The following is a 20,734-nucleotide window of genomic DNA, read 5'->3' on the forward strand; positions in this document are numbered from 1 at the left end:
CGCGGCCGAGTTGCCCGTTCAAGTCGCCGACCGGCTGGCGGTGCGCAGGCGCTGGGTGGCCGCCGAGTTGGCGATGGCGTCCGGCGACGGGCTCACCGCGGTGCGTCATGCCGAGGAAGCCGTCGAGCTGGCGCAGGCCATGGCCGTCCCGTCGGCGCGACACCGGGTCAAAAGCGATGTGGTGCTGGCCGCCGCGCTGTGCAGTGCCGGCGTTACCGAGCGCGCCCGCGCCGTCGCCGAGACGGCGCTCGAGGCCACCGGTCAATTAGCGCTTATACCACTTCGTTGGGCATTGGCTTGCTTGCTGATCGATATCGGAAGCGTCACATTTGCGGCACAAGAACTGCGCGAATTTCGTGATGTCTGCGCAGGTCAGGTGCGACGCGCCGGTGGAACGTGGCGTTACGGGTGAAATGGCTTTCGGCCGTTATTGTCAATCTGAACAGTTAGCCCCGGGATGTGTCCAGTTCGTAACGTTGGAGATACCGCCGTCGATGACAATTCAAGGGGAAAGTCTCGACGCTGTGGTTGCAGAGGCCGTGGCAGGAGACCGGAATGCCCTTCGGGAGGTGCTGGAGACCATCCGCCCGATCGTCGTCCGATATTGCCGCGCGCGAGTCGGGACGGTCGAGCGGGGCGGCCTATCAGCAGACGACGTGGCTCAGGAGGTGTGCTTGGCCACCATAACGGCGCTGCCGCGATACCGGGACCGGGGACGCCCGTTTCTGGCCTTCCTCTACGGCATTGCGGCTCACAAGGTCGCCGACGCGCATCGGGCCGCCGGCCGCGATCTGGCCTATCCCGCCGAATCGGTGCCGGAGTGCCGCTCGGCCGATGCGGGCCCCGAGCAGTTGGCCATCGAAGCCGATTCGGTCACCCGGATGAACGAACTGCTCGAGATCTTGCCGGCAAAGCAACGCGAGATCCTGATCCTGCGGGTCGTCGTCGGACTGTCCGCCGAGGAGACCGCCGCCGCCGTCGGCAGCACCACGGGAGCCGTCCGGGTGGCCCAGCATCGGGCGCTTCAACGGTTGAAAGACGAGATTGTCGCGGCAGGTGACTATGCGTGATCTAGGGTCCGACTGGGGTTTCACCGGCGATGACCGGCCGGGTTTCGACGCGGGATTGAACGAATTGGCCCGCACCGATTTGCTGCTCGACGCGCTCGCGGACCGTTCCGACATCGATTTCGACGATCCCGACAACATGGAAGACCAAGCGCTGGCCGCCCTGCTGGGGCAGTGGCGCGACGACCTGCGGTGGCCGCCGGCCAGTGCGCTGGTCTCCCCGGAGGAGGCCGTCGAGGCGCTGGACACCGGAATCGAGGAGCGCCGGCGCGCCCGTCACGGCCTGGCGGCGGTCGGCTCGGTGGCTGCCTCGCTGCTGGTCCTGAGCGGCTTCGGGGCGGTGGTTGCCGATGCCCGTCCGGGCGACGCGCTGTACGGCCTGCACGCGATGTTCTTCGACGAACGACACGTCAACGACGACCAGGTCGTACTGTCTGCCAAGGCCGACCTGGCGAAGGTTCAGCAGATGATCGCCCAGGGACAGTGGGCACAGGCTCAGAACCAGCTGGCCGAGGTCAGCAGCACCGTGCAGGCCATGAACGACACCGGCCGCCGGCAGGACCTCATCAACCAGGTGAACCTGCTCAACACGAAGGTGGAGAGCCGCGACCCGAACGCGACGCTGCCGCCGGCAGCGCCGCAGACGGGAAACTCGGTGATGAGTCCGGCCCCGCAATCGAAGACCGCTCCAGTTGGGACCGCTCCGGCTGCGACCGCACCGGCCAGGTCCACCGCTCCGTCGGCCCCGCCGACGTCGAAGGCAGAATCACCGATTCCGGCGCCGACTCAGTCGACGAAAAAGCACCACCACCACGACTCGACAACTACTCTGCCTCCGGCCGAGCCCGGGCAGTGATCAGTGTCGGTGGTAGCCGTCGGCGTCTGACGTCGCTTCGTTGAGTGACGCGTCCGCGTATCCCCGGCAGTAGTCCCATGTGACATAGGCATCCGGCTCGGGGTCGTAGGCCGGCTCGTGCGGTCGAACGGTGCCGTCGATCAGCAGCTGCAGCAGATTGGCACGCAGCATGTCCCAGTCGTGATAGTGATCCTGCTGGCACTCGTCGCAGCACACCACGAGCCCGCGAATTCCCTTGTGCGCCAATAGGGCTTCGTAGACGGCGAGATCGGCCAAGTCGGCCTCGACCGCCATCCGCTCCTGCTGATCCAGGGGCTGACCCGGCTCGACTGCATCCAGCGCTGCCGACGGGTCGTAGGGGTCGTCGGCAAAGGGGTCGGGCGGCAAACCCGGTGGGAGGTGGTCGCGCACGCCTCCTAGCGTACGCAGGCGGGCCGTCATAACGCTAGCGGCCTGGTGTGGCCCCGTACTTGTCGTCGGCGCGCCCAACAGCTGCAAGTCGGGTCGTCGATGAGCCGATAGGATGGGTTCTTCACCGCAAAGCATACGTATGGAAGGGCCCGCCGATGTCCCGTGGCATGTCCGGCCTCGAAGACAGTTCTGACCTGGTTGCCAGTCCGTATGTGCGCGACTCTGCTCTCGGGGGGCTTGCCCCCGAAACGGTGCCGACCGGCGGCGACAACCCGAACAAGATCGCGATGCTGGGGCTGACGTTCGACGACGTCCTGCTGCTGCCCGCAGCTTCCGACGTGGTGCCGGCCACCGCTGACACCTCCAGCCAGCTCACCAAGAGGATCAGGCTCAAGGTGCCGTTGGTCAGCTCGGCGATGGACACCGTCACCGAGGCGCGGATGGCCATCGCGATGGCCCGGGCGGGCGGCATGGGCGTGCTGCACCGCAATTTGCCCGTCGCCGAACAGGCCGGGCAGGTCGAGATGGTGAAGCGGTCCGAGGCTGGCATGGTCACCGATCCGGTCACCTGCCGTCCGGACAACACGCTGGCCCAGGTCGACGCGATGTGCGCCAAGTTCCGGATCTCCGGCCTGCCGGTGGTCGACGACGCGGGTGCGTTGGTCGGCATCATCACCAACCGCGATATGCGGTTCGAGGTCGACCAGTCCAGGCAGGTCGCCGAGGTGATGACCAAGGCGCCGCTGATCACCGCGCGGGAAGGCGTCAGCGCCGACGCGGCGCTGGGTCTGCTGCGGCGCCACAAGATCGAGAAGCTGCCCATCGTCGACGGCCACGGCAGGCTGACCGGCCTGATCACGGTGAAAGACTTCGTCAAGACCGAGCAGCATCCGCTGGCCACCAAAGACAGTGACGGTCGGCTGCTGGTCGGCGCGGCCGTCGGCGTCGGCGGGGATGCCTGGGTCCGCGCGATGATGCTGGTCGACGCGGGGGCCGACGTGCTGGTGGTCGACACCGCGCACGCCCACAACCGGCTGGTGCTCGACATGGTTGCCCAGCTCAAGGCCGAAGTCGGCGACCGGGTCGAGGTGATCGGCGGGAACGTCGCGACCAGGTCGGCAGCCGCCGCACTGGTCGAGGCCGGTGCGGATGCGGTGAAGGTCGGCGTGGGGCCCGGATCCATCTGCACGACCCGCGTGGTGGCCGGCGTCGGCGCTCCACAGATCACGGCGATTCTGGAAGCCGTCGCGACGTGCGGACCGGCGGGCGTGCCGGTAATCGCCGACGGGGGCCTGCAGTACTCCGGCGATATCGCCAAGGCGCTGGCCGCGGGCGCATCGACGACCATGTTGGGCTCGTTGCTGGCCGGCACCGCCGAGGCGCCCGGCGAGCTGATCTTCGTCAACGGCAAGCAGTACAAGAGCTATCGCGGCATGGGGTCGCTGGGCGCCATGGCAGGCCGGGGCTCCGGCGGTGCAGGCAAGTCGTACTCCAAGGACCGCTACTTCGCCGACGACGCGCTCTCCGAGGACAAGCTGGTGCCCGAGGGAATCGAGGGCAGGGTGCCGTTCCGCGGTCCGCTGTCGTCGGTGATCCATCAGCTGACCGGTGGGCTGCGGGCCGCGATGGGTTACACCGGCGCGCCCACCATCGAAGTGCTGCAGCAGGCGCAGTTCGTCCGGATCACCCCGGCGGGCCTGAAAGAGAGCCATCCGCACGACGTCTCGATGACCGTCGAAGCGCCCAACTACTACGTCCGATAAGCGGCGCTGAACGACATGGTCGAGATCGGGATGGGTCGCGTCGCCCGGCGCACCTACGAACTCAGCGAGATCGGTATCGTGCCGTCGCGGCGCACTCGTTCGTCGCAGGATGTGTCGACGGCTTGGCAGCTCGACGCCTACCGGTTCGAGATTCCGGTAATCGCGCATCCGACCGATGCCCTGGTGTCGCCGGAGTTCGCGATCGAGCTCGGCCGGCTCGGCGGGCTGGCGGTGCTCAACGGCGAGGGGCTGATCGGCCGGCACGCCGACGTCGAAGCCAAGATCGCGCAGCTGGTCGAGGCCGGCTGTAAGGAACCCGAACCGTCGGCGGCGATCCGGCTGCTGCAGGAGTTGCACGCGGCCCCGCTGAACCCAGACCTGCTGGGCGCCGCGGTGGCCCGCATCCGCGAGGCCGGCGTCACCACCGCGGTGCGGCTGAGCCCGCAAAACGCCCAGTCGCTGACGCCGGTGCTGCTCGCGGCCGGTATCGACCTGCTCGTGATTCAGGGCACGATCGTTTCCGCCGAGCGGGTGGCCAGTGACGGCGAGCCGCTCAACCTGAAGACATTCATCGCCGAGCTGGACGTTCCGGTGGTCGCCGGCGGCGTGCAGGATCATCGCACCGCCCTGCATCTGATGCGCACGGGCGCGGCCGGCGTCATCGTGGGCTACGGCTCAACCAGGGGAGTGACCACCACCGACGAGGTGCTGGGTATCAGCGTGCCGATGGCCACCGCGATCGCCGATGCCGCCGCCGCCCGGCGGGAATACCTCGACGAGACCGGCGGCCGCTACGTGCACGTGCTGGCCGACGGCGACATCCACACCTCCGGCGAGCTGGCCAAGGCCATCGCGTGCGGAGCCGACGCGGTGGTGCTGGGCACGCCGCTGGCCGAATGCGCCGAGGCGCTCGGTCAGGGCTGGTTCTGGCCGGCCGCGGCCGCGCACCCGTCGTTGCCGCGCGGTGCTCTGCTGCAGATTGCCGTCGGCGAGCGGCCGCCGCTGGAGCAGGTTCTCAACGGTCCGTCCGACGATCCGTTCGGCACCCTGAACCTGGTCGGTGGTCTGCGCCGGGCGATGGCCAAGGCCGGTTATTGCGACCTCAAGGAGTTCCAGAAGGTCGGCCTGACCGTCGGCAGCTAGACCCGCGGGGTGGGCGCGAGCAGACGCAGAATCACATTCCTGCGATGCGATCTGTGCGATTCTGCGTCTGTTCGCCGTAGGCTGGGCCGATGAAGCCGGATTACGACGTTCTGATCATCGGTTCGGGTTTCGGGGGCAGCGTCAGCGCGCTGCGGCTCACGGAAAAGGGCTATCGGGTCGGCGTATTGGAGGCCGGCCGGCGCTACGCCGACGACGACTTTGCCAAGACGTCCTGGAACCTGCGCAAGTTTTTGTGGGCGCCCAGGCTGGGCTGCTACGGCATCCAGCGGATCCATCCGCTGAAAAACGTGCTGATCCTGGCCGGAGCCGGAGTGGGCGGCGGTTCGCTGAACTACGCCAACACGTTGTACGTGCCCCCCGAGCCGTTCTTCAATGACCCGCAGTGGAAGCACATCACCGACTGGGGTAGCGAGCTCGGGCGGCATTACGACCAGGCGCAGCGGATGCTCGGCGTCGTGTTCAACCCGACGTTCACCGACGCGGACCGCATCGTCAAGCAGGTCGCCGACGAAATGGGGTGCGGGGACACGTTCGTGCCGACCCCGGTCGGGGTGTTCTTCGGCCCGGACGGCACCCAGACGCCGGGCGAGACCGTGCCCGACCCGTATTTCGGCGGCGCGGGACCGGAGCGAACCGGTTGCCTGGAATGCGGTTCCTGCATGACGGGCTGTCGCTACGGCGCCAAGAACACTTTGGTGAAGAACTACCTGGGCCTCGCCGAATCGGCAGGCGCACAAGTGATTCCGATGACGACAGTCAAGGGATTCGAGCAGCGGTCCGACGGGTTGTGGGAGGTCCGCACCGTTCGCACCGGCAGCTGGCTGCGCCGCGACAAGCGAACCTTCACCGCCAACTATCTGATACTGGCCGCCGGCACCTGGGGCACTCAGCATCTGCTGTTCAACATGCGCGACAAGGGCAAGCTGCCTCGTCTGTCAAAGCGCTTGGGTGTCCTTACCCGAACCAACTCGGAGTCGATTGTCGGTGCCGGGCGGCTAGAGGTTTCACCCGATTTGGACCTGACCCACGGTGTTGCGATCACGTCGTCGATTCATCCGACCTCGGACACTCACATCGAACCCGTGCGCTATGGCAAGGGCTCCAACGCGATGGGCCTGCTGCAGACCCTGATGACCGACGGTTCGGGTCCGGAGGGCACCGACGTCCCGCGGTGGAAGCAGTTGCTGCAACAGGCGAGAGAAGATCCCCGCCGCATGCTTCGGCTGCTCAACCCGCGTCAATGGAGTGAGCGCACCATGATCGCGCTGGTGATGCAGCACCTGGATAACTCGATCACCACCTTCACCAAGCGCGGAAGGCTGGGCATCCGCTGGTACTCCAGCAAGCAAGGCCATGGCGAACCGAACCCCAGCTGGATCCCGGTCGGCAACGAGGTCACCCGGCGCATCGCCGCCAAGATCGACGGCGTGGCCGGGGGCACCTGGGGAGAGCTGTTCAACATCCCGCTGACCGCGCATTTCCTGGGCGGCGCGGTGATCGGCGACAGCCCCGAAAACGGTGTCATCGACCCCTATCACCGGGTCTACGGCTACCCGACGATGTATGTGGTGGACGGTGCCGCGATCTCGGCGAATCTGGGTGTCAACCCGTCGCTGTCCATTACCGCTCAAGCCGAGCGGGCCGCTTCGCTGTGGCCGAATAAGGGTGAGAACGATCAGCGGCCGCTGCAGGGCGACACCTACCGGCGGCTGGACCCGATCGCTCCGGAACATCCGGTGGTGCCCGCTGCAGCGCCGGGTGCCCTGCGGTGGCTGCCAACCGAACCGGTCAGCGACGCGGTCTAGTGACGATCGCGAGCGTGGCGTCGCGCGGCGCTGCGGGTCGTCACCATCGGGCTAGTGACGATCGCGAGCGTGGCGTCGCGGGGCGCTGCGGGTCGTCACCATCGGACTAGTGACGATCGCGAGCGCGGCGTCGCCGGGCGCTGCGGGTCGTCACCATCGGACTAGTGACGATCGCGAGCGCGGCGTCGCCGGGCGCTGCGGGTCGTCACCATCGGACTAAGCCCTCAGCTGGCAATCACCTCTAGCGGTGCGCCGCTGACTACCCGGCTGCGCTCCCCGTGCACGTTGACGGGAACATCGCCCATCAGGGTGACGCGGTGCATGAGCCGAGGCTGGCCATCGTAGTCGTCGATCGCCCGGTGCTGGGTGGCCCGGTTGTCCCACATAGCGACATCACCCTGTTCCCAGTTCCAGCGAATGGTGTTCTCCGGCAAAGTGATTCGCCGTTGTAGCAATTCCAGCAGCACATTGGACTCGTGGCTGTCCAAGCCGACGAAGTTTCGCACGAAATCGCCGGCCACTAACGTGCGCTCGCCGGTCTCCGGGTGTACCCGTACCACGGGGTGCTGGGTCCGGAAATCGGCCTTCTCGAACGCCTGGCGGAAGATTCGCTGTGCGTCGGTCATCGACGCCTGGGCGTCGTCGCTGACGTAGTCGTAGCGGTTGGTGTGTAGTGCCCACAGGCTCTCGACGAGGCACTTGAGCGGTTCGGGCAGCTGTTCGTATGCCGCCGCGGTGGAAGCCCACAGCGTCGCACCGCCATAGCTGGGGAGTGTGACCGCGCGCAGGATCGAGGCCGCCGGATAGTTCGCGGCGAACGTGACGTCGGTGTGCCAGCGATTGGCTTTGCCGTATTCGGAGTTGATCGGCGTAATGATGGGGGCGTTCGTGGCGGCCAGGACGGAGGCGGCCGGGTGCCCGATCGGCGTGCCCAGTAGACCGGCGAATGCGAGCTGCTGATGGTCGTCGAGGTGGTGCTGGTCGGGAAAGAAGATCACCTTGTGGGTTAACAGTGCCTGGCGGATCTGTTCGATCGTGGCGGCATCGAGGTCACCGCCAAGTCGCACGCCGTCGATTCGGGCACCGATACGGCTGCCGAGCTTGGTGACGGTCATAGGTTCGGTCATTGCTTTGGTCCTTGCGAGTCGGGCTGTAGTCAGTTGACTACATCGGCTAGTGTAGTCACATGACTACGCGTTCGGCAAGCCCTCGCCGCAAAACTCCCAGCGGACGGGAAGAGGTGGCCGCGGCGATCCTGGACGCCGCCACCGATCTGTTCGCCGAGCGGGGTCCGGCCGCGACGTCGATCCGCGATATCGCGGCCCGATCGAAGGTCAACCACGGATTGGTGTTTCGCCACTTCGGCACCAAGGAACAGCTGGTCGGTGCCGTGCTCGATCACCTCGGCGCCAACCTGACCGATCTGTTGGGCTCGCAGGCGCCGGCCGACGTCGTCGAGCGGGCTCTGGATCGGCAGATGCGGGTGATGGCCCGCACGGTGCTCGACGGCTATCCGGCCGGCCAGCTGCAGAAGCGCTTTCCTAACGTCGCCGAGCTGCTCGACCAGGTGCGGCCACGCCACGACGACGAGACCAGCGCACGGCTGGCCGTCGCCAATGCTCTTGCGCTGCAATTTGGTTGGCGGTTGTTCGCGCCGATCCTGCGCTCGGCGACCGGTCTCGACGAACTGACGGATGCCGAGCTGCGGCAGGTCGTGATCGACGAGGTGGCGCACATCGTCGAACCGCGCTGAATCTGCCCTACATTGGCCGGACGTGCGCTGCCGCCGCCCGTCTCTTAAGGGTGCGGGAACACGGCCTCGATTCGAGGGCCCTCCGTCGACCAGAAGATCTTGTAGGGCGGATGACCGATGACTGGCAGACGCATGCGTATGCCATCGGGAGTGGTGATCGCCGTGGAGAGAGAGTGGGCCTGACCGGGTAGCCGAAAGATGAATTCGATGGTGTCCAAGACGCTGCTGTACAAGTTCACGTCACTACGTCATGTTAGGCCCATTTTCCCATAATGGGCAAACACTCGGAAGTTGTTCTGACTGCCGATGCGGCGGTGCCACGCAGCAGCTTCAGAGATTCGCGAAGCAGCGATCCTCGTTGCCCTGCGGAATCGTCGCGTTGCGCGTCGAAAAGTGGCCCATCACACCGGTTTCGGTGACTTGCACGCTGTCGGGATGAATTCCCAGCGGGAAGTCGTTGGCGAGCTCGTTGGTGAACGCGTCCAGCGCCGGCTGCACCGACTCGCTGGGCAGCGTGAAGCCAAGCCCGGTGAGTTGGACCACGTGCAGCGATATCGCGTTGTCGACCACCTGCGGCTTCGCGATGATGGTGCCCAGTCGGCCCTGCAGCTCGATGGTGCCGTTGCTTGCGTTTGTCTTGACGCCGGACAGGAAGCTGCCGAACAGCGGGATCGCGCCCTGCACGGTCTGTCTGATGCCGTCGGCGGGCCAGGTGATCGTCGCGTCCAGGGCGCCGATGGTGCCCTTGGAGCCGCTGGTGCCGTCCAGCCGCACGTCGTCGATTTTGACTTGCGCCTTCATGCCCTTGGCCCGGCGGACTTGGTTGCCTGCGGTGGTGATCACGATCGGGCCATAGTGACTTGTCATGCGCTGCAACAGAAACGGCGACGCGCCAAAGGACACATTTGCCTTGTCCTGAACCACGCACTCAGTGGCCGCCGCGACTCGGTTGTCTGCCACGTGGCGCGCGTACAGCTCCGCGCCGAGCACACCGGCGACGGTCAACGCCACCACGATGATCACGATCAGCACTATCGACAGCGGGTCGCGCGGGCGGAGGCGTCGCAGTTTGGTCCCCTCCGATTTCGACGAGGCGACCTGCGCTGCGGGCGGCGCCGGTGCGCTGGGTGGCGCGGGTTGGGCGGACGTCGTTGGTTGGGCGGGCGCCGTTGGTTGGGTGGGCGCCGCCGGTTCGGTGGGCGCCGCCGGTTCGGTGGGCGGAGCCGGATCGTCGGGGCGAGCCCAAACGGCCGGGTCCGGATCTTGTGGCGGGTCCTCCGGATTCGTCACGCGCGAGATTCTGCCGTATCAACCTGATAGGGCGCTAAAAACGTCCGAGAGCGCCCTCTATGCACACCCAAAGCCGGTGACCGGCTCAGCCGATCAGGCCGCGACGGTGTACGGGCTCGCGGCCGGGCGGCTGCGGCGGTGCCGGCAGCAGTGGCTTGCGTTTGCGCACCGCGATGGTCGTCGGCGACTCCGTGTTCAGCTCCAGGTCTTCGCCGGCGTGCCGAATCGTCAGCTCGGTACCCGGCCCGTCGCGCAGGGTGTAGGTCACGTCGGAGTGGTCGACGTCGACGGTCAGGCGGAACTCGCGCCAGCGCAGCCGGAACGTCAGCCGGGAGATGCCGTCGGGCAGATGGGGATCGATGGACAGAATGCCCTCGTCGTCACGCAGCCCGCCAAATCCGGCGACCAGCGCCGTCCAGGCGCCGGCCAGGGAGGCCATGTGCAGACCGTCGCGGGTGTTCTGGTGCAGGTCGCGCAGGTCGATCAGGCCGGCCTCGTAGGCGTAGTCGTGGGCCAGCTCCAAATGGCCGACCTCGGCGCACATCACCGCCTGCGTACAGGCCGACAGCGACGAGTCGCGCACCATGCGCCGTTCGTAGTAGTCGACGTTGCGCGCCTTCTGTTCGGGTGTGAACGCGTGGCTCTGCCACTGCATCGCCAGCACCAGGTCGGCCTGCTTGATCACCTGTGCGGGGTAGAGCCGCACGTAGGCCTCGTGCAACAGCAACGGGTAGGTGGTGTTCTCTTCGAAATTCCACTCGGTAAGGGTGGTGAAGCCCTCACATTGCTGATGCACACCGAGTTCGTCGTCGAAGGGAATTTTGACGGCGCTGGCCGCATTGCGCCACGCGGCCATTTCTTCGGTGGTGACACCGACGGCTCCCGAGGCATCGGGATGACGCGCGCAGGCGTCGGCGGCGGTGAACAGATTGTGTGCCGCCATCAGATTCGTGAACACGTTGTCCCGGACTATCGCGGTGTACTCGTCGGGACCGGTGACACCGTCGAGGTGCCAGACACCATGACGGTCGTGGTGCCCGATCGACATCCATAGCCGGGCGGTTTCGATCAGCACGGCGAGGCCGCACTCCTCCTCCAGCGAGTTGTCGCCGGTGACGACGCGGTAGCGCTCGAAGGCCATCGCGATGTCGGCGTTGATGTGCCAGGCCGCGGTGCCGGCCGGCCAGTACGCCGAGCATTCCTGCCCGCGGATGGTCCGCCAGGGGAAAGCGGCACCGTCCAGGCCGAGTTCGGCCGCTCGCTCCTTGGCGAGATCAAGCGTCGATGCCCGCCATCGCAGCGCGTCGGCGACCGCGTGCGGCAAGGTGTAGGTCAGCACCGGCAGCACGAAACCCTCGGTGTCCCAGAAGGCGTGGCCGTCGTAGCCGGTGCCGGTGAGCCCCTTGCTGGGGATCGCGCGGCGTTCGGAGCGGGCGCTGGCCTGCACCAGGTGGAACAGCCCGAACCGCACGGCTTGCTGCGATTCGGCGTCGCCTTCGACCTCGACATCCGCGGAGTCCCAGAACAAGTCCAAGTAGGTCCGCTGCGAGTCGATCAGCCCCTGCCACCCGCTGTAGCGGGCGCTGTGCAATGCCGCGGCGGCCTGATCGCGCAGGGCCGGACGGGAGCGCAGGCTGGACCAGCCGTATGCCAGGTATTTGACGACGCGTAGCTGCTGACCGGGCCGCAGCCCGCAGATGATGGTGGTCCGCGCCAGGTCGGGGCGAGCGTCGGTGGCGATCTCGACCCGTCCGGGAACATCGACCTCGTGATCCATCGCCGCGGCCATCATCAATGCGCTGGCGCGGGTGCGGTGCATGAGAAGTGCTCCGCGCTCGGTGTTTTCGTGCGCGACGGCCTCCAACGGATTCTCCAGGATGGCCGACACCCGCGGGTCGTCCGAGGTCTCGGGTTGGTCCTCGTTGGTGACTAGTTCGGACTGCACGGTGACGCGGGCGAACTCGTCGATCGCTTCGACGACGTACTCGATGGCCGCCACGCTGCGGTGCACCAGCGACACCAGCCGGGTGGACACCACGTTGACCTGTTTGCCGGTAGGGGAGCGCCAGTGCGCACGGCGGACCAGAGTTCCGGCCCGCAAGTCGAGAAGCCGCTCGTGGTCGAGCAATTCGCCGTAGCGGACGTCGAACGGCTCGTCGTCGACCATCAGGCGAATGATTTTGCCGTTGGTGACGTCGACGACGGTCTGGCCGGCTTCCGGATACCCGTATCCGGCCTCCGCGTAGGGCAGCGGCCGGATTTCGTAGAAGGAGTTCAAGTAGGTGCCCGGCAAGCCGTACGGCTCACCCTCGTCGAGGTTGCCGCGCAGCCCGATATGCCCGTTGGACAAAGCGAACAGCGATTCGGATTGCGCAAGCAGGTTCAGGTTGAGCCTGGTCTCGCGGATCTGCCACGGTTCGACGGGAAAGGCTTCTTCGCTGATCATCGCGGATCATGACCTCGCAGCAGCTCGGCGAGGTCGGTCACCACCACGTCGGCACCGTTGCTGCGTAAATCTTCTGCCTGGCCCACTCTGTCGACGCCTATCACGAAGCCGAAGTTACCGTCACGACCGGCCTGCACGCCGGATATTGCGTCCTCGAACACGGCAGCCGCGTCGGGGGGAACGTCGAGCAGCTCCGCTCCGCGCAGATACGAGTCGGGCGCCGGCTTGCCCGCGATGTGTTCTTCGCGCAGCGTGACGCCGTCCACCCGCTGCTGGACGAACCGGTCCAGACCGGTGATCTCGAGCACGTCGCGAGTGTTCGCGCTCGAGGAGACCACGGCGATACCCAGACCCGCGTCCGCGACCGCTTCCAGGTAGCGGCGCGACCCGTCGAAAACCTCGACACCGTCTTTCTGCAGGACCTTTTGGAACATGTCGTTCTTGCGGTTGCCCAGCCCGTTTATCGTCTCAGCGTCGCCGTCGTCGTCGGGGCTGCCGTCGGGCAGCTCGATTCCCCGGCTGTCCAAAAACGACCTCACCCCGTCTTCGCGCTTCTTGCCGTCCACGTATTTCCGGTAGTCCGCGGCCGGATCGAAGGGAACGAACTCATCTCCGGTGCGCTCGGCACGCTGGGACAGATACTCGTCGAACATGGCCTTCCAGGCCTTGGTATGCACGCTCGCGGTATCGGTGAGCACACCGTCGAGGTCGAACAAGCAGGCACGCACGTTCTCGGGTAGACCCAGCGCAGAGCTCACTCGAGGTCACCTCACTTTCTGGGTAGTTTGGCGATACCAGTCCACCATGCATTTTTCAACTGTTTCTCAATGTCGCGGAAACCGACAGAGCGGCTTCCTTACCCAACCGTAGAGACCCGAGAAGCTGCGCGCCGGGCGCCGCATCGAGGTCAGCAGTTATGGGTGCCCACTAAACTTGCGGCGTGGTGAAACCTGGCGATTCTAAAGCGGCTGCGCCGCGGCCGGTCTTGGTGATCGACTTCGGTGCGCAATACGCGCAGTTGATCGCCCGCCGGGTTCGGGAAGCGCGGGTGTATTCGGAGGTAATCCCGCACACCGCGTCGGTCGAGGAGATCAAGGGCCGCGATCCGCTGGCGCTGGTGTTGTCCGGCGGACCGGCCAGCGTGTACGCCGAAGGTGCTCCGCAGCTGGATCCGGCGCTGTTCGACCTGGGTTTGCCGGTGTTCGGCATCTGCTACGGGTTTCAGGCGATGGCGCAGGCGCTCGGTGGGACCGTCGCGCACACCGGAACCAGCGAGTACGGCAGGACTGAACTGAAAGTCGTTGGTGGCGAACTGCATTCGGACCTGCCCGGAGTCCAGCCGGTCTGGATGAGTCACGGCGACGGGGTCACCGCCGCGCCGGACGGGTTCGAAGTGGTGGCCAGCAGCGCGGGCGCCCCGGTGGCCGCCTTCGAAGCCCGGGGCCGGCGCCTGGCCGGAGTGCAGTACCACCCGGAGGTGATGCACAGTCCGCACGGCCAGCAGGTGCTCAGCCGATTCCTGCACGACTTCGCCGGACTCGCGGCCGATTGGACGCCGGCCAACATCGCCAACGCATTGGTCGATCAGGTGCGGGAGCAGATCGGCGACGGCCACGCGATCTGCGGACTGTCCGGTGGGGTGGATTCCGCGGTGGCCGCCGCGCTGGTGCAGCGGGCCATCGGGGATCGATTGACCTGTGTCTTCGTCGACCACGGGCTGTTGCGCGCGGGTGAGCGGGCACAGGTCAAGCGCGATTTCGTGGCCGCCACCGCAGCCAATCTGGTCACCGTCGACGCAGCCGAGACTTTCCTCGCGGCGTTGTCGGGCGTGACCAACCCCGAAGGCAAACGCAAGATCATCGGCCGACAGTTCATCCGCGCCTTCGAGGGCGCGGTGCGGGATATCTTGCTGGACAGTGGCTCGGAAGACTCCGCCAGCGGATCCGACGTCGAGTTTCTGGTCCAAGGCACGCTGTATCCCGACGTGGTGGAATCCGGTGGCGGCAGCGGTGCCGCGAACATCAAGAGCCACCACAATGTCGGCGGCCTGCCCGACGACCTGAAGTTCAAGCTCGTCGAGCCGCTGCGACTGCTGTTCAAAGACGAGGTGCGCGCGGTCGGGCGGGAACTCGGCCTGCCGGAGGATATCGTTGCGCGCCAGCCATTTCCGGGACCCGGCCTGGGCATCCGGATCGTCGGCGAGGTCACCGCGAAGCGGCTGGACACGCTGCGGCGTGCCGACTCGATCGTGCGTGAGGAGATGACCGCGGCGGGGCTGGACAACCAGATCTGGCAGTGCCCGGTGGTGCTGCTGGCCGACGTCCGCTCGGTCGGGGTGCAGGGCGACAACCGCACCTACGGCCATCCGATCGTGCTGCGGCCGGTGTCCAGTGAGGACGCCATGACCGCGGACTGGACGAGAGTCCCCTACGAGGTGCTGGAGCGCATCTCGACCCGTATCACCAACGAGGTCGCCGAGGTCAACCGCGTGGTGCTGGACGTCACCAGCAAACCGCCCGGCACCATCGAGTGGGAGTAGCCGGCGGTCCGGTCGACGCGCGCACCCTTGACAGTCTGTCGAGCCGAGTGGTCCAATTCTCCAATTGAAAACAGCATTTTCAATTGGGTCTGTGGTGACCCGGCTGGAGGAAGACATGGCCGATCAAGCCGATGAAAAGGCACAACCGGCCTGGAAGAACCCGATGGCATGGCTGCCGTTCTCGATCGCGGAGGCGGCGCTGTCAGCAGCGGACGGCGAGACCCCCGAACTCTCGCAGGCATGGGCGCATCTACAGGAGCGGTTGACCGCCGCCGAACAACTGGTGCGGTCCACACCGGTCAATAAGAACCGTATCGACTATGCGTCGGGGATGCGTCATCTGATGGTGTTGCTGGCGGTCGGCACGGACATGGCCCTGCGGGTCGATCCCGACCCGGTTCTGGCGGTCACCCGTGCCCGCATGGACGACATCGTCACGTGGGGACTGGAATGCCCGGACTGCGTGTACATGAATGCGAGCCTGCGAGCGGGCGAGACTTATCGGCTCTTCGGCAATCGCGGAACGGCCCGATACGTCGGGTTGCAGACCATGGACGGAATCGCGGCGACCTCCAACTGCCTCGTCGACGACCTCGACGTCGACGCTGACGGAAGCTTCGAGGCGATCCTGTCGGCCGACGAGCACGACGGCAATTGGATGCGGTTGACCGGCGATCATCCGACGCTGACGGTGCGAAACTTCCTGTACGACTGGGACACCGAGTCGGTGGCGTCGCTGCAGATCGAACGCGTCGGTGACGAAGCAGTGCCCCAGGCTCGTTCCGTCGACGTGGACGTATCGGGTGCCCGTCAGCTTTACGCGTTGGGAGACTTCGTCTTCGACAACCTGAAATTTTTTCTCGACTTCGGTGCCATGGCACCGGCCAATGGCTTCATTCCGCCCATGGACATGAGCGAGATGGGTGCCGCAGCCGAAAACCGGCCCGTCATCGGGCGATTCGAGCTTGAACCCGACGAGGCACTGATACTCGAGGTCGAACCGCCCCAAGGGGTCTATTGGAGCGTCTCGCTGGGCAACCCGTGGTTGGAGACAATTCACTACGGACGTCATCAGTCCAGTCTCAACGGTCATCAGGCGGTGATCGATTCCGACGGGATCTTCCGTGCCGTCATTTCAGCGACGGATCCGGGGGTGGCAAACTGGCTGGACAACGCCGGTCACAGCAACGGCGCAATGTTATTGCGATGCGTGCGAACGGAAACCGCGCCGATGCCGAACACGCGTCTCGTCAAGGTCGACGAGGTCTTGTCGTCGTTACCCGCCGACACCACGATGACCACCCCCGACGAACGCGCCCAGGTCATCGAAGCACGCCGGCGCGCCGTACACGAAAGGTTCTACCGGTGAGCTTCTCCGCTGACGAATTGGAAGACGGCGCGCGCGCCGCCACCGGCCTCGGCGATTTCGGGTCGTGCTATTACCGGGAGGGTCTCGAACGGACCGTTGCGGCGTTGAATACCGAAGCCGAGCTCAACGATCTCGGGCGGGTCATGCAGCACGCGACCATCAGTAACGCCCTGATCCAGCGGCTGAAGATTGTGGAGACCTACAAACAGCATCCCGAGATCGCCGACGAGGCGGTCGACGGGCCGGTCGTCGTCCTCGGTCTGCCGCGCACCGGCACCACCGCGCTGAGCCAATTGGTCGCTGCCGACCCACAATTCAGGTCGCTGCGGACGTGGGAATCGCAGGCGCCCACACCACCGCCAGAGTCCGCGACCCAACACAGCGACCCGCGAATAGCGCAGTGCGCCGAAGGCATCGGCATGATCTCGCAGATGTTTCCCGACTTCCAGGCGATGGTCAGCTCGGAGCCCGAGGCCGCGACCGAATGCCAGGATCTGATGGGCATGAGCTTTCGCACGTTTCACTTCGACGGGGTGGTTCGGGTTCCCGGTTACGTGGAATGGCTGCTGCAGTGCGACATGCGCGAAACCTATGCGTTTCACCGGGACGTGCTGAAACTGCTGCAGTGGCACTGCAAGCCGAGCTTGTGGCATCTGCGCACCCCTGTCCATATGTTCGCACTCGACGCGTTCGTCGACGCTTACCCGAATGCGAAATTCCTGTGGAGCCACCGCGATCCGGCCAAGGTGCTGGGATCGGTCTGCAGCTTGATTGCCTACGTCCGAAGCTGGAGCAGCGACCGGCGTGACCCGGAAGAGCTCGGCGCCGAACAGCTGGCGTGGTGGGCCGAAGGCATGCGGCGTGCCATGGAATTTCGTGAGAAGTTCGGCCCAGGAGAAGAAGACCGGTTTGTCGATGTGTCGTTTGCCGACCTGCAAACCGATCCGGTCAACACCGTTGCAGGTAGCTATGAAAGGCTCGGCCTCACGTTCACCGACGCGGCGCGGGCGAAAGTGCAGGAGTGGGCAGACGAACACAAACCCGGTCACCGCGGCACCCACAGCTACGACCTGGCTGACTACGGGCTGACCCCCGAGCAAGTGCACGAGGCGTTCGGGGACTACATCGCCGCCTACGATGCATCGGCTTGAACGGCCCGGCGGGCGCCAAAAACTCGAACCAGATCCGCAGATACACGCGGCGATCCTGTCCGCTGCCACCGAAGTCGTTCGGAGCGAGGGAGTCCAGGCGCTGTCGATCGCCGAGCTGCTCGGCAGAACGCAGTTGAGCACGCGGGCGTTCTACCGGCACTTCGACTCCAAAGATCAGGTGGTCGCGGCGGTCTTCCTGGAGCTGTCCCGCGCCGAGGTGCTGCGGCTTCAGCAGCGGATGTCTGTGCACTCTGATCCGGTGCGTGCGGTGGCCGCCTGGATTGACGGACGGCTGGAGCTCGCCTTCAATCAGCAGATCCGCTCCGATCTACGCCAGATGTCGCTCGAGGCGCAGACCCAGATGTTCGTGGCGCCCGAGCTCGTCGCCCCCGCCTACCGTGAGATTCTGCGTCCGCTAATCGAACAATTGTCGCGTGGAAGGGATTTGGGAGTATTCGGCAAAATCGATCCCGACGGTGAGGCGCTTTCCATCCAGGGTGTCGTGTGGGCCAACATCGAACGGCATTGGGCCACGGCCCATCGCGATCCCGGCGAAATCCGTGAGAGCGTACAGCGTTTCTGCTTGCGGGGTCTCGGGGTAACTTCCGAAACGATCGCAGCGGTCCTCGGCGAGGTGCCGAGCACATAGCTCACCGCGCTGAATCGACCTGATCGGGGGAGTAGTCGATGACGGGGGTGGAATCGCCGTACACGTCGAGGGTGTGCAGGAATCGGTGCAGTCCCATCGTTGCGGCGCAGGTGAAGCCGAGTTCGACGATCTGCGCGGCGGTGAAATGCTCGCCCAACCGCCGGTAGAACTCGTCGTCAATGGAGTGGTGGTCGCCCGACAGCCGGTCCAGGAATTCGACGGCGATCTGTTCCTGCGGTGTCAAAGAGTCGTGCCCGGGCGCGAGCAGGCACACCACGTCATCGTCCGTGATCGAATCGTGCTTGCGTGATTGGCTACAGGGTTCGCACTCGCCCAGCTGGGCGCTGCGTATGCGTAACAGCTCTAAGATCCGGCCACCCAGCAGCGTGTCAGCTCCCAGCTGCGTCCTGGCCATGTCCACCTGAGCGAGTTGGGCACTGCGATAGGCGAAGATCTGTAACGGCACCGGCGTGGCATAGCGGCCGTCCGCAATGCCTGCCGCCACGATATCTCGCGAACGGGTGCTGAGCTGATCCATTGGGATCGGTGCGATGCGCGGCATTTTCTCAGCCGCTCGTCGGCCCGACCGCGTAGGCGCCGGTCTCGGGGTGGTGATACCAGCCGCTGGCTGCTTGGGTGCCTCCGTCGACGTGGATCGTCTGCCCGGTGATGTAGCTCGACATGTCAGAAGCGAGAAACACTGCCGCGCCTGCCATTTCGTCGACATGTCCGGCGCGGCCCATCGGAACTGTGAGGCCGAACCGCTCTTCGGAGCCTGGCGGTGCCATTTGCATTATCCCTTCCGTCAGGGTGATGTCGGGGGCTAACGCGTTGACCCGGATGCGATGTGGTGCGAGTTCGAGGGCTGCGGTCTTCGTGTAGTTGATGACACCGGCCTTGGCTGCCGCATAGGTCGCGTAACCCGGTGCGGCGCGGACGCCTTCGATCGATGTGACGCTGATGATACTGCCCGCCAACTTCTGTCCGACCATGCCGCGTGCCACCCGCTGGGTGCACAGGTAGACGTGGCGCAGATTGGATCTGTACAGCGCGTCCCAGCCGTTCTCGCTGGTGTCGAGGATCCCCGACCAGAAGACGCCTCCGGCGTTGTTGACCAGGATCGTGGGTGGCCCGAGTTCGGCTGTGGTCTGCGCGAGTGCGGCGTCGACAGCGGCACTGTCCCGGACGTCGGCGGGGATGCCAAGGGCGCCGATCCCGTCGGCGGCCGATGCGCACGATGCGGGGTCGCGCTCCCAGATCGCCACCTTGGCGCCGAATGCCTTCAACCCCGCGGCGATGCCACGGCCGATGCCGGCGCCGCCGCCGGTGACAACTGCGACGCGGTCGGTCAGAAGGATACGGGTTGGATCGATCGTCATAGCCTGAGTATAGAATAAATACAGCTCAGTCATTACAATGCTTACTAATTTTGTTAGATATGTAGTCAGGGAAGGGGCTCGGCCCATGCCCAGTACGATCTTTGTCACCGGCGCCACCGGCCAGACCGGCGCCAATGTCTGCCAACAGCTGATCGAACGCGGCGACCACGTCCGCGCGCTCGTTCGCAACCCAGACGAAGCCGCGGCGCTGGCCGGGATTGGTGTCCAACTCATCAAGGGCGACATCAGCGACGCCGACGACGTGCTTCGCGCAGCCAAGGGCGCCGAGTCGGCTATCCACTGCGCGGCGCTGCTGGGCGGAGCAAGTCAGGACCTCGAAGACTTCAAGGCCGTCAATATGATTGGCACCACCAACATGCTCGATGCGGCGAGACGCCACGGCATGCGTCGGGTCGTCGCCCTGAGCACGGCCACGTTCTTCGATCTGAGCACCGACCTCGACTCTGAAGAGGCGCCCGTTCTCGAAGACCCGCCGGACGATCCCTACACGGTCACCAAGCTCGCCGCTTTCCGGGAAGCGCACAAACGCGCCGCCGCGGGCGAGGACGTGCTGACCTGCCACCCCGGGGCGATCTTCGGTCCCGGCGTGGTAGTGGAAAGGGCTCTGCATCGCACCAGCTTCAACAGGGTGTTGTTGGCCGGTATGCGCCGAAAGATCAAGCGCTATCTTGCGTTTCCCGTGACGTGGGTGGCGGGCAAGGATGTCGCGCGGGGTTCGATCGCGGCGCTGGACCGCGGGGTTGCCGGGGAGCGCTATCTGTTGATCGGTCGGCCGCAGGACACCCTCAGCACCGCCGCCGGCATCAATCGGGCCTGCGAAATCGCCGGAATCGACCACCGCGTCGAAGATCTCGACTATCGGTCCGATCCGGAGGCGTTGAAAGCCGAGTTCGGGCCTACCTTGATGGCCATCGCAGAGGCCGCGGCCAAGGGCAATCGTAAACCCAGGGCCGACGACAACCTGACCACCCAGCGCCTGGGCTATGACCCGATGTCGTTCGACGACGGACTGCGCCTGCTGATCCCGTGGCTGCGGGAGCTCGGCCGGCTCGATCCAGTGGCCGCCTGATT

Annotated in this window: 19 protein-coding genes and 1 pseudogene; 12 read left to right on the plus strand and 8 right to left on the minus strand. The window is 65.7% G+C overall.

Going from position 1 to position 20,734, the window contains the following annotated elements; genetic code table 11:
• The 3 genes and pseudogenes from AC5Y21_RS18800 to AC5Y21_RS18810 all read left to right on the plus strand — a co-directional run.
• Positions 1-412 (plus strand): annotated as a pseudogene (locus AC5Y21_RS18800) (hypothetical protein); the annotation flags it as partial.
• Between the two features lie 82 nt (positions 413-494).
• Positions 495-1,070 (plus strand): ECF RNA polymerase sigma factor SigD, encoded by a 576-nt coding sequence (gene sigD, locus AC5Y21_RS18805; protein WP_499914574.1) that lies wholly within the window; start codon positions 495-497, stop codon positions 1,068-1,070.
• Positions 1,063-1,923, plus strand: coding sequence for an anti-sigma-D factor RsdA (locus tag AC5Y21_RS18810; RefSeq protein WP_499914576.1), 861 nt, complete (start codon positions 1,063-1,065; stop codon positions 1,921-1,923). The genes sigD and AC5Y21_RS18810 overlap by 8 nt, the downstream gene beginning before the upstream one ends.
• Here the strand turns inward: AC5Y21_RS18810 and AC5Y21_RS18815 are convergent, their stop codons facing one another.
• On the minus strand, positions 1,924-2,334 hold the full coding sequence (locus AC5Y21_RS18815) for a DUF5319 domain-containing protein (protein ID WP_499914577.1): 411 nt from the start codon (positions 2,332-2,334) through the stop codon (positions 1,924-1,926).
• 155 nt (positions 2,335-2,489) lie between these two features.
• Here AC5Y21_RS18815 and guaB point away from each other — a divergent pair, with 155 nt between their 5' ends.
• The 3 genes from guaB to AC5Y21_RS18830 all read left to right on the plus strand — a co-directional run bounded on the left by guaB (position 2,490) and on the right by AC5Y21_RS18830 (position 7,066).
• Entirely contained in the window at positions 2,490-4,097 is a 1,608-nt protein-coding gene (guaB, locus tag AC5Y21_RS18820; protein ID WP_499914579.1) for an IMP dehydrogenase, read from the plus strand.
• A gap of 15 nt (positions 4,098-4,112) precedes the next feature.
• Complete coding sequence (locus AC5Y21_RS18825) at positions 4,113-5,240, plus strand: GuaB3 family IMP dehydrogenase-related protein (protein WP_499914581.1); 1,128 nt, start codon at positions 4,113-4,115, stop codon at positions 5,238-5,240.
• 89 nt (positions 5,241-5,329) lie between these two features.
• Positions 5,330-7,066 (plus strand): GMC oxidoreductase, encoded by a 1,737-nt coding sequence (locus AC5Y21_RS18830; RefSeq protein ID WP_499914583.1) that lies wholly within the window; start codon positions 5,330-5,332, stop codon positions 7,064-7,066.
• Between the two features lie 224 nt (positions 7,067-7,290).
• Here AC5Y21_RS18830 and AC5Y21_RS18835 read toward each other — a convergent pair whose 3' ends face one another.
• Positions 7,291-8,193: a TauD/TfdA dioxygenase family protein gene (locus AC5Y21_RS18835; RefSeq protein WP_499914584.1), complete on the minus strand. Its 903-nt coding sequence runs from the start codon at positions 8,191-8,193 to the stop codon at positions 7,291-7,293.
• Positions 8,194-8,252: 59 nt separating this feature from the next.
• On the opposite strand from AC5Y21_RS18835, the gene AC5Y21_RS18840 reads away from it, so the two are divergent.
• On the plus strand, positions 8,253-8,819 hold the full coding sequence (locus AC5Y21_RS18840; protein WP_499914586.1) for a TetR/AcrR family transcriptional regulator: 567 nt from the start codon (positions 8,253-8,255) through the stop codon (positions 8,817-8,819).
• Between the two features lie 44 nt (positions 8,820-8,863).
• On the opposite strand, the gene AC5Y21_RS18845 is transcribed toward AC5Y21_RS18840, so the two are convergent.
• From AC5Y21_RS18845 to AC5Y21_RS18860, 4 genes are all read right to left on the minus strand, one after another.
• Complete coding sequence (locus AC5Y21_RS18845) at positions 8,864-9,058, minus strand: hypothetical protein (protein WP_499914588.1); 195 nt, start codon at positions 9,056-9,058, stop codon at positions 8,864-8,866.
• A gap of 91 nt (positions 9,059-9,149) precedes the next feature.
• On the minus strand, positions 9,150-10,109 hold the full coding sequence (locus AC5Y21_RS18850; RefSeq protein WP_499914590.1) for an LmeA family phospholipid-binding protein: 960 nt from the start codon (positions 10,107-10,109) through the stop codon (positions 9,150-9,152).
• 85 nt (positions 10,110-10,194) lie between these two features.
• A complete protein-coding gene (locus tag AC5Y21_RS18855; protein WP_499914592.1) occupies positions 10,195-12,555 on the minus strand; it encodes a glycoside hydrolase family 65 protein in 2,361 nt (786 codons plus the stop codon).
• Positions 12,552-13,313: a beta-phosphoglucomutase family hydrolase gene (locus tag AC5Y21_RS18860; protein WP_499914594.1), complete on the minus strand. Its 762-nt coding sequence runs from the start codon at positions 13,311-13,313 to the stop codon at positions 12,552-12,554. The genes AC5Y21_RS18855 and AC5Y21_RS18860 overlap by 4 nt, the downstream gene beginning before the upstream one ends.
• Positions 13,314-13,495: 182 nt before the next feature.
• On the opposite strand from AC5Y21_RS18860, the gene guaA reads away from it, so the two are divergent.
• The 4 genes from guaA to AC5Y21_RS18880 all read left to right on the plus strand — a co-directional run bounded on the left by guaA (position 13,496) and on the right by AC5Y21_RS18880 (position 18,263).
• Positions 13,496-15,094 (plus strand): glutamine-hydrolyzing GMP synthase, encoded by a 1,599-nt coding sequence (gene guaA / locus AC5Y21_RS18865; RefSeq protein ID WP_499914596.1) that lies wholly within the window; start codon positions 13,496-13,498, stop codon positions 15,092-15,094.
• Positions 15,095-15,257: 163 nt separating this feature from the next.
• Positions 15,258-16,463 carry a DUF1214 domain-containing protein gene (locus AC5Y21_RS18870; protein ID WP_499914686.1) on the plus strand — a complete coding sequence of 402 codons (1,206 nt, stop codon included), beginning with the start codon at positions 15,258-15,260 and terminating at the stop codon, positions 16,461-16,463.
• Positions 16,460-17,614: a sulfotransferase family protein gene (locus tag AC5Y21_RS18875; protein WP_499914598.1), complete on the plus strand. Its 1,155-nt coding sequence runs from the start codon at positions 16,460-16,462 to the stop codon at positions 17,612-17,614. The genes AC5Y21_RS18870 and AC5Y21_RS18875 overlap by 4 nt, the downstream gene beginning before the upstream one ends.
• The gene (locus AC5Y21_RS18880; protein ID WP_499914600.1) at positions 17,601-18,263 is read left to right on the plus strand and encodes a TetR/AcrR family transcriptional regulator; all 663 of its coding nucleotides are present in this window, start codon (positions 17,601-17,603) and stop codon (positions 18,261-18,263) included. The genes AC5Y21_RS18875 and AC5Y21_RS18880 overlap by 14 nt, the downstream gene beginning before the upstream one ends.
• A 1-nt stretch (position 18,264) precedes the next feature.
• Here AC5Y21_RS18880 and AC5Y21_RS18885 read toward each other — a convergent pair whose 3' ends face one another.
• Positions 18,265-18,825, minus strand: coding sequence for a carboxymuconolactone decarboxylase family protein (locus tag AC5Y21_RS18885; RefSeq protein WP_499914602.1), 561 nt, complete (start codon positions 18,823-18,825; stop codon positions 18,265-18,267).
• A 4-nt stretch (positions 18,826-18,829) separates the two neighbouring features.
• A complete protein-coding gene (locus AC5Y21_RS18890; RefSeq protein ID WP_499914604.1) occupies positions 18,830-19,642 on the minus strand; it encodes an SDR family NAD(P)-dependent oxidoreductase in 813 nt (270 codons plus the stop codon).
• 85 nt (positions 19,643-19,727) lie between these two features.
• Here AC5Y21_RS18890 and AC5Y21_RS18895 point away from each other — a divergent pair, with 85 nt between their 5' ends.
• On the plus strand, positions 19,728-20,732 hold the full coding sequence (locus AC5Y21_RS18895; protein ID WP_499914605.1) for an NAD-dependent epimerase/dehydratase family protein: 1,005 nt from the start codon (positions 19,728-19,730) through the stop codon (positions 20,730-20,732).
• Positions 20,733-20,734: the final 2 nt, after the last annotated feature.

The organism is Mycobacterium sp. NGS41 (genome assembly GCF_059812725.1).

Excerpts from the sequence above, each read along its gene's own strand:
- AC5Y21_RS18895 (WP_499914605.1), top strand. The coding sequence starts at position 19,728 with ATGCCCAGTACGATCTTTGTCACCGGCGCCACCGGCCAGACCGGCGCC.
- AC5Y21_RS18885 (WP_499914602.1), bottom strand. The coding sequence starts at position 18,825 with ATGCCGCGCATCGCACCGATCCCAATGGATCAGCTCAGCACCCGTTCG.
- sigD (WP_499914574.1), top strand. The coding sequence starts at position 495 with ATGACAATTCAAGGGGAAAGTCTCGACGCTGTGGTTGCAGAGGCCGTG.
- AC5Y21_RS18880 (WP_499914600.1), top strand. The coding sequence starts at position 17,601 with ATGCATCGGCTTGAACGGCCCGGCGGGCGCCAAAAACTCGAACCAGAT.
- AC5Y21_RS18890 (WP_499914604.1), bottom strand. The coding sequence starts at position 19,642 with ATGACGATCGATCCAACCCGTATCCTTCTGACCGACCGCGTCGCAGTT.
- AC5Y21_RS18825 (WP_499914581.1), top strand. The coding sequence starts at position 4,113 with ATGGTCGAGATCGGGATGGGTCGCGTCGCCCGGCGCACCTACGAACTC.
- AC5Y21_RS18855 (WP_499914592.1), bottom strand. The coding sequence starts at position 12,555 with ATGATCAGCGAAGAAGCCTTTCCCGTCGAACCGTGGCAGATCCGCGAG.
- AC5Y21_RS18840 (WP_499914586.1), top strand. The coding sequence starts at position 8,253 with ATGACTACGCGTTCGGCAAGCCCTCGCCGCAAAACTCCCAGCGGACGG.
- AC5Y21_RS18810 (WP_499914576.1), top strand. The coding sequence starts at position 1,063 with ATGCGTGATCTAGGGTCCGACTGGGGTTTCACCGGCGATGACCGGCCG.
- guaB (WP_499914579.1), top strand. The coding sequence starts at position 2,490 with ATGTCCCGTGGCATGTCCGGCCTCGAAGACAGTTCTGACCTGGTTGCC.
- AC5Y21_RS18835 (WP_499914584.1), bottom strand. The coding sequence starts at position 8,193 with ATGACCGAACCTATGACCGTCACCAAGCTCGGCAGCCGTATCGGTGCC.
- AC5Y21_RS18870 (WP_499914686.1), top strand. The coding sequence starts at position 15,258 with ATGGCATGGCTGCCGTTCTCGATCGCGGAGGCGGCGCTGTCAGCAGCG.
- AC5Y21_RS18830 (WP_499914583.1), top strand. The coding sequence starts at position 5,330 with ATGAAGCCGGATTACGACGTTCTGATCATCGGTTCGGGTTTCGGGGGC.